At 64.7% G+C, this 7,308-nt stretch carries 8 protein-coding genes and 2 pseudogenes; 8 read left to right on the top strand and 2 right to left on the bottom strand.

Annotated elements, in window-relative coordinates; translation table 11 throughout:
* A pseudogene (locus tag AC1D1X_RS11545) lies at window positions 1-251 on the bottom strand (glutamate--cysteine ligase); the annotation flags it as partial.
* 357 nt (window positions 252-608) lie between these two features.
* Here AC1D1X_RS11545 and AC1D1X_RS11550 point away from each other — a divergent pair.
* Together AC1D1X_RS11550 and AC1D1X_RS11555 are read left to right on the top strand one after the other, a co-directional pair.
* On the top strand, window positions 609-1,346 hold the full coding sequence (locus AC1D1X_RS11550; RefSeq protein WP_477671506.1) for a hypothetical protein: 738 nt from the start codon (window positions 609-611) through the stop codon (window positions 1,344-1,346).
* Between the two features lie 63 nt (window positions 1,347-1,409).
* Window positions 1,410-2,699: an MFS transporter gene (locus tag AC1D1X_RS11555; protein WP_477671505.1), complete on the top strand. Its 1,290-nt coding sequence runs from the start codon at window positions 1,410-1,412 to the stop codon at window positions 2,697-2,699.
* Window positions 2,700-2,791: 92 nt separating this feature from the next.
* Here AC1D1X_RS11555 and AC1D1X_RS11560 read toward each other — a convergent pair whose 3' ends face one another.
* A complete protein-coding gene (locus tag AC1D1X_RS11560; protein WP_477671504.1) occupies window positions 2,792-3,454 on the bottom strand; it encodes an alpha/beta hydrolase in 663 nt (220 codons plus the stop codon).
* Between the two features lie 277 nt (window positions 3,455-3,731).
* Here AC1D1X_RS11560 and AC1D1X_RS11565 point away from each other — a divergent pair, with 277 nt between their 5' ends.
* The 6 genes and pseudogenes from AC1D1X_RS11565 to AC1D1X_RS11590 all read left to right on the top strand — a co-directional run.
* Window positions 3,732-4,181, top strand: a complete 450-nt coding sequence (locus tag AC1D1X_RS11565; protein WP_477671503.1) for a carboxypeptidase-like regulatory domain-containing protein — start codon at window positions 3,732-3,734, stop codon at window positions 4,179-4,181.
* A gap of 45 nt (window positions 4,182-4,226) precedes the next feature.
* A complete protein-coding gene (gene petA / locus AC1D1X_RS11570; RefSeq protein WP_477671502.1) occupies window positions 4,227-4,844 on the top strand; it encodes a ubiquinol-cytochrome c reductase iron-sulfur subunit in 618 nt (205 codons plus the stop codon).
* Between the two features lie 78 nt (window positions 4,845-4,922).
* Complete coding sequence (locus AC1D1X_RS11575) at window positions 4,923-5,159, top strand: hypothetical protein (protein WP_477671501.1); 237 nt, start codon at window positions 4,923-4,925, stop codon at window positions 5,157-5,159.
* A 130-nt stretch (window positions 5,160-5,289) separates the two neighbouring features.
* The gene (locus AC1D1X_RS11580) at window positions 5,290-6,180 is read left to right on the top strand and encodes a PhzF family phenazine biosynthesis protein (protein ID WP_477671500.1); all 891 of its coding nucleotides are present in this window, start codon (window positions 5,290-5,292) and stop codon (window positions 6,178-6,180) included.
* An 84-nt stretch (window positions 6,181-6,264) separates the two neighbouring features.
* Window positions 6,265-6,738, top strand: coding sequence for a DUF4864 domain-containing protein (locus AC1D1X_RS11585; RefSeq protein WP_477671499.1), 474 nt, complete (start codon window positions 6,265-6,267; stop codon window positions 6,736-6,738).
* A 220-nt stretch (window positions 6,739-6,958) separates the two neighbouring features.
* Window positions 6,959-7,308, top strand: a pseudogene (locus AC1D1X_RS11590) (class I SAM-dependent methyltransferase); the annotation flags it as partial.

The raw sequence follows: 7,308 nt of genomic DNA on the forward strand, positions 1-7,308 counted from the left end.
AGCGTGGCTTCAGGGCTGGGGTGGGCGCCGGTGACCAGCTCAACCTGCGATTCGCTGAAGTCCGTGGTGATGCCCGGATGCGTGAGGGCCGAGCCCAGGGCCGCGGGATGCGGCGTGAGGGCCAGGCCGCCGCCGGGTTTGGCGCGCAGGCTTTCCTTCTCGACACCGCGGCGCATGCCCTTGAGCCGGGCCGGGGTGAGCGCTTTCAGGCGGTCCTGTAGCGCGCCCGCAGGCGCCTGCAACTTGGTCATATCGTCATTCCCCCAGAATCTTGAATTGGCGTGGAAGTTATCACAGCACGGCGCTTTGCGCTGGCGCATCCGGGCTTGCCAGCACAGCCCGGGTGGGGTCTGGCTCGGGGCCCGTGCAGGCCGGCCGGATTTAAGTCATACACCGCATTTTCCGGGCAGAAATCCACAGTTTGGCGCCCGGGATGTGGAAAGCGAGCGACGCCGGAGCGCCAGGGTGCAGAACTCCCTTGACTTGTCAGACAAGCTGGACGACGATAAAAAACATTCCGTAACACGGCTGTTTTACCCTTCAATTTCCGCCAAACTAAACGGTTTTGCGGTCTTTTAGCCTGAGGCAGCGTAGAGCTTGATCAAAAAATGAAAAAACTGCTAGCCAGCCTTTTCGGCGGTTCAACCCCCGCAGCGTCGCCCAAACGCACGGGCACGTCCAGCCGGGACAACCCCCTCACCATTGAAGACGGCTCGGACAACGCCACGCGCCGCCACCTGGTGCAGGTGTTGCTGCGCGATGCCATGCGTAAATACGGTATTCCCTTGCCCTGGATCGATTGCCAGATGCTGCTGGTGTCCAGCCGCAGCCGCGGCCCTGGCATGTATGTACGCCTCGTTGTGCGGCATTGGGACGACCGTCTGATGAAGTACGCTTTCGCCTTCCAGAACGCCCTGATGGAAGAAATCACGCGCTTTGAACCCGGGGCGGCCCAATGGCTGCATGGCATTTCCTGGCAACTGGAAGTGGCGGAGACCTGCCCCAACCCGACCATGCCCGACAAGTCATATTGGGCCGATCCCGTCCGGCCGCCTGCCGGCGCATCGGTTCGCCCGCCACGCAGCGCGCCCCTGGCTTCCCTGGCCCCTCTTCCCGCGGCGGCAACAGCCTCTGCAGCGCCCGTACCAGCCGCCCCCGTTGTAGCCGCCAGCCTGCCGGCCCAGCCCGCAGCACCGGTGGCACGGCCGGCCCCGGTCTCCGCAGCTGACGCAGACGCCATGAAAGACCTGGAACGCCTTTTCCGCATCCGCGACCAGGAACTGGGCCAGCCAAGCGACAGCAATTCCGCCGTCGGTTACGAAGCCACGCGCCCTTCCCCGCTGTAACGCGCCAGCTCCGGCCGGGCCATCAACAGCGCAGCGGGGCAGCTGCTGGTGTACGCTTGCCTGATGAGCCCTCCCGTCACGCCCCCAAGCCCCGCAACCGCCGCGCAAGACTCCTCCCTCCTCATCGACTCACGCTACGCCGTGATGCGGCTCATGGTCACGCTGGCGCTGATGACCGTCGGCGCCTGCGGCATGTATGTGGTGGCCGTGGTGCTGCCCGCAGTGCAGGCTGAATTCAGCGTGACGCGGGCCGATGCCTCCCTGCCGTATACCGCGCTCATGATCGGCTTCGGTGTTGGCGGCGTTCTGATGGGGCGGCTGGCCGACCGCTTTGGCGTCATGGTTCCCTTGCTGGTTGGCGCAGTGGGACTGGGCCTGGGTTTTGCCCTGGCCGCCATGGCCGGCAACATCTGGATGTTCTCGCTGGCCCACGGCCTGCTGATCGGCTTTCTCGGCTCTGCCGCCACCTTTGCGCCGCTGCTGGCCGACACCTCGCTCTGGTTTGTACGGCGCCGCGGTTTTGCCGTGGCGGTGTGCGCCAGTGGCAACTACCTGGGCGGCGCGATCTGGCCGCCCATCGTTCAGCATTTTGTCGAGGCCGTGGGCTGGCGCCAGACCTATCTGTGGCTCGGCCTTTTCAGCTTCGTCACCATGACGGCGCTGGCCCTGCTGATGCGCAAGCGCCCGCCGGTGGCCGTGGCGTCCGCGGTAGGCAACAGCGGTATCGCCGCCACCACCAGCAGCATGCCCTTTGGCTTGACGCCGGGCTCGGCGCAAATGCTGCTGTGCGTGGCCAGCGTGGCCTGCTGCGTGGCCATGGCCATGCCGCAAGTGCACATCGTGTCGTACTGCACCGACCTGGGCTATGGCGCGGCGCGCGGTGCTGAAATGCTGTCGCTGATGCTGGCCTGCGGTGTGGTGAGCCGCTTGGTGTCGGGCGCGATCTGCGACCGTATCGGCGGGCTGCGCACGCTGATGCTGGGCTCGGTGCTGCAAGGCATCGCGCTGCTGCTGTTTTTGCCCTTTGACGGACTGGTATCGCTTTACGTCATCGCCGCGCTGTTCGGCCTGTTCCAGGGCGGCCTCGTACCGGCTTACGCCATCATCGTGCGCGAATACTTCGAGCCCGCCGAGGCCGGCGCGCGCGTGGGCACGGTGATCATGGCATCCTTGCTGGGCATGGCGCTGGGCGGCTGGATGTCAGGCAAGGTGTTTGACCTAACCGGTTCCTACCATGCCGCATTCCTCAACGGCATCGCGTGGAACCTGCTGAACTTCAGCATCGCGTTTTTCCTGCTGTGGCGCGTGCGGCGGATGGCGCGGACGGCCGTGACGAAAACAGCGGCGGCCTGAACAACGTCCTGGTCTTGCCCGGATCGCTATTCTTTTAATAGCTGCTTGCGCCCGTTTTGTAAGGGCTACAGCCAGTTTTACTTAAAATCCCGTCAGGCCAGAACCCGGCGCAACCACTGCTCCAGGTCGGTGATTTCCTGCGGGCACACCGAGTGCTCCATCATGTACTCGTGCCACTCGACCGTGTAGCCCATGGCGCTGAGCGCATCGCGCGTGGCGGTGGCGCGCGGCAGCACCACCACACCGTCGCGCGTGCCATGCGCCAGAAAAATGGGTACATCCTGGTTGACGGCGCTGCGCTCGGCGGCCGTCTTGTCGGCCAGCGGCAGGTAACCCGACAGGCCCGCAATGCCGGCCAGCCGTTCGCCGTGGCGCAGGCCCGTCATGAGCGCCATGGCACAGCCCTGCGAAAAGCCCGCCACCACAATGCGGCTGGCAGGGATGCCGCGCGACTTTTCCCGGGCGATCAATGCCTCAATGTCGCCTTGCGACTTGCGCAGCCCGGCCTCGTCCTGCCGGCTCACCAGGTCGGCGCCCAGCAGGTCGTACCAGGCCGGCATGACGTAGCCGCCGTTGATGGTGACCGGAATGCTGGGCGCACTCGGAAACAGGAAACGCACATCTCCCACGCTGGACAGGTCCATCTGTTCGGCAATCGGCAGGAAGTCCCGGCCGTCGGCCCCGAGGCCGTGCATGATGAGAACGGTGGCGACGGGCTTGTCGCCCGTCTGGGCTTCAATGACTTCGAGGGGCATGGGTGACGGGTCCAGGTGGTTGAGGAAGCAGATGACGATTGAATGCCGCGGGCTTGAAGCTGCAAGGCACACCAGCCGGGATTTTAAGACCGGCCTAAGCTGACCCGCGAACAATGGTTTCCGGCAGCGCTGAACACCTGGCGCACAAAGCCTGCTACGGTGTGATGACAAGGCAGCTGGCCAGGCCTTCGCGCAGATCGGCAGGCCGCATGAACACAGTGTCAGGCAGCACACTGCGCCGATTTGCTGCCCATCGTTGCAGAAGGAGCATGCTGAAATGAAAACCCTGACCCACAAGGCCGCCTCGGCCGTCCTCGGTGCGCTCATGGCGGGCGGCGCGCTGGCCCAGGCAAGCGGCCCCTTGCCGCCGGTGCGTACCAGCGGCCCGGTTGAATACCTGAGCGGCGGCATCGGCGCCGACGAATCCGCAGCGATCCGCAATGCCAGCGGGCAATGGCCGCTGACACTCGAATTTGCCATCAAGGACAAGCAGCGTGCCGACTTCGCGGCCGACGTGAAGGTGCGGGTGCTCGATGCCCGGGGAAATGAAGTGCTTCAGGCCACATCGGAGGGCCCCTTTCTGCTGGCCCGGCTGGCACCGGGCAGTTATGCCGTGGAGGCCACGCTGGCCGGCCAGACCCAGCGCAGGAAGGTGGACGTGAAGGCAGGCAAACCCTCCAGAGAGGTGTTCCTCTGGGGCGCGGGCGCCGATAAAACCGGGCCGTAAGCACACCGGGACTGCCTGCCTTCATCGAATTTTTCAAGTCAGATCATGCGTAACGTCACCGAACTGATCCACGCGATAGACGACGGGACCCTGCCGGACGCCGAGCGGCGACGCCTGCTGGCGGCAGCAACCGGCATCGCTGCCGGCGCCGGCCTGCTGGCTGCGGCCTACCCCTTCGCCGCCAGCCTTGCACCCTCTGAAGTGGCGCGCGCCCAGGGCGGCCCGGTGCTTGTCGATATTTCCGCACTGGCGACAGGCGAGCTGCGCACTGTCGCCTGGCGCGGAAAACCGGTCTGGTTGATGCGCCGCGGCGAGGAGATGGTGCGCGCGCTGCAGCAGCCCAATCCGGCATTGGCGGACCCGCAGTCCAGGCGATCCGAACAACCGAAATCGTGCGCCAACGCGACCCGCTCCGAGCGCCCCGAAATCCTGGTGGCGGTGGGGGTGTGCACACACCTGGGCTGCTCACCGACCCTGCGCCTGGACGACAGCGCGCTGAATGCCGAGCTTCATGCGCCCGGTGGATTTTTTTGCCCCTGCCACGGCTCCCGGTTTGATCTTGCCGGCCGCGTGGTGAAGAACGTACCGGCGCCGACCAACCTGGACATCCCGGAATACCAATTCATCGACGCCACCAAGCTGCAAATCGGCCAGACAAGCTAGTGTCACTGCGGCTTGTGCCACAGCAGAGGCTTTGCTAGCATCTGGCGTCAGCATTTTCTGACGCAGGTTGGAGATCACATGAAACTCATCATTGCCGCCGTCGCCCTGGCCACTTCGTCCCTGGCGTTTGCCCATAACTGCCCCAACGAGATGAAGGCGATTGACGCCAAGCTCTCCACCAACCCCAAGCTCTCGCCCGCCGACATGACCAAAGTGAAAGAGCTTCGCGCCGATGGCGAAAAGTTTCACAAGGAAGGCAAGCACGACGACTCCATGAAAGCGCTGGGCAGCGCGAAGAAGCTGCTCGGGATTTAAACCGCACAGGCACCCTGGCGGCGCAAGCCCGCCGGATCGCCTGAGCAGAAACGGAGAAACGGCAGTCCGCACGCCGGGATGCCGCCGCAATGACCTGCACCGCGATAATTCCCCGCAGGAGAATTGCCACATGACAGCGATGACAACCATGCCGCCCTTGTCGGGGCTGCAGTACTACCAGGTGGACGTGTTCACCCACGAAGCGCTGGCCGGCAACGGCCTTTCGGTGTTCCTGCCTGAAAGCCCCTTGCCGGCGCGCCAGATGCAGCGCCTGACCATCGAGATGCGGCAGTTCGAGAGCATTTTCCTCACGCCTGACGGTCCCGGGAACCGCTTCGAAGCACGCATTTTCACGATGGAAGAAGAGCTTGACTTCGCCGGCCACCCCCTGCTGGGCGCAGCAGGTTTGCTGCATCACCTGCATGCGGGGCATCACCCTTCTGCCGGCTGGACGCTGATGCTCGGCACACGGGCAGTTGCCATCAACACCACACGCAAAGAAGGCACACCGGGCACTTATGACGCCAGCATGAACCAGGGCGTGGCCCGCTTCGAGGCTGCCCTCAGTCACGCTGACAGCCTGCCATTTCTCGCGGCATTCGGGCTGGGCCCGGCGCAGCTGGATGTGCGTTTTCCGCTGCAGGTGGTGTCTACCGGCCTGCCCTATCTGCTGGTGCCCGTGGTCGGCGGCCTGGAGCGCGCAAAAATTGTGCACCCTGACTTTGAGGCGCTGCTGGCCACCGTGGGCGCCAAATTCGCCTACGTGCTGGACGTGTCGGCGCGCGAAGGTCGCACCTGGGACAACGCCGGGCTGGTGGAAGACATTGCCACCGGAAGCGCCGCCGGGCCGGCAGGCGCCTACCTGCTGCGCCACGGCGCGGCGAAGGTGGACGAAGTCATCACGCTCAAGCAGGGGCGTTTTGCCGGGCGCCCCAGCCGCATCACGGTAGAGGCCAATGCAGCCGGTGAGATGCTTGTCAGCGGCGGCGTCGTGGTGCTGGCGCACGGCCGGCTGATTTGAGGGGAGGCATCCGTTGGCGCGCCACTTGCGTACCTTCATCACCTTTAGCCACAGTGGCCATCGAATCCAGGAAAGATTGACCTTATGACTGCCCGCCTGATCCGTTTGAACCGTGTGCTGAACTGCATGGCCGGCCTGCTCGCTGCCGGCAGCGCGGCGCTGTTGCTGGTATGCACGGCAGTGCCGGCAAGTGCAGCGCCCTTTACCGCGGCTGACGAGAAGACGGTGCGCACCGTGGTGCAGGCCCAGTTGGCGGCCTTCGCAAAGGATGACGCAGCCAAGGCGTTTTCTTTTGCGGCCCCCAATGTGCAGAAGGCCGTCGGAACACCCCAGGGGTTCATGGCGATGGTGCGCCGCGATTACCCGGTGGTGTACCGCCCTGCATCGGTCGCCTTTCTGAAACCCGACGGCAAGAACGACCAGGTGATCCAGCGGGTGCAAATGGCCGATGCCAGCGGTGTTTCGTGGCTGGCGGTTTACAGCCTCGAACGGCAAAGCAACAAAGCGTGGCGCATCACCGGGTGCGTGGTGGTCGAAAACAAGGGCCGCATGGCGTAGTGCGCCAGTCTGCGGCGCCTGCTGCTAACGGTTTTCCCAGAGGCGGGAGCCGGCCCGGGAACAGACATCATTGCCGTAGCACGCATTGAAACGCCACGCCAACCGGGCGCGTATGCGGCAAAGAGCACCGATACGTGGTTTACAGAGGGTTACCCGCTCCTGCACGCTGGCGGCTAAKGTGTTTGGTGCTGCTGCGTTTGCGGCATTCCGGACTCAACCCATGAACATGCCCGCCACCTCACTTGAATTCCCGCGCCTGCCGGGGGATCCGGCTTCGCCGTCGCTCAGGGAAAATCTGCAGGCGCCACGCCATGCACAACAGCGTCAGGGTGCCACGCAGCCGCGTGAATCAGCCCTCAAGATCAGGACGCGGTGTCCTGGCTGCCTGTCGGCTTCCCTTTCGGTGGTTTACGAGGAGCCGTACGCCGGCGCGGGCGTTCAGGCCTATCTTGCAAGGCACTATGAAGGCCACGCGTCAAGGACTGCCGACGCGGGCGTTTATGCGCTGGCACGCTGCAACAGTTGCAGCCTGGTCTTTCAGCAACAGGTGCCCGACGACCCCTTGCTGGG

This window comes from Polaromonas sp. P1_G4 (assembly GCF_056405475.1).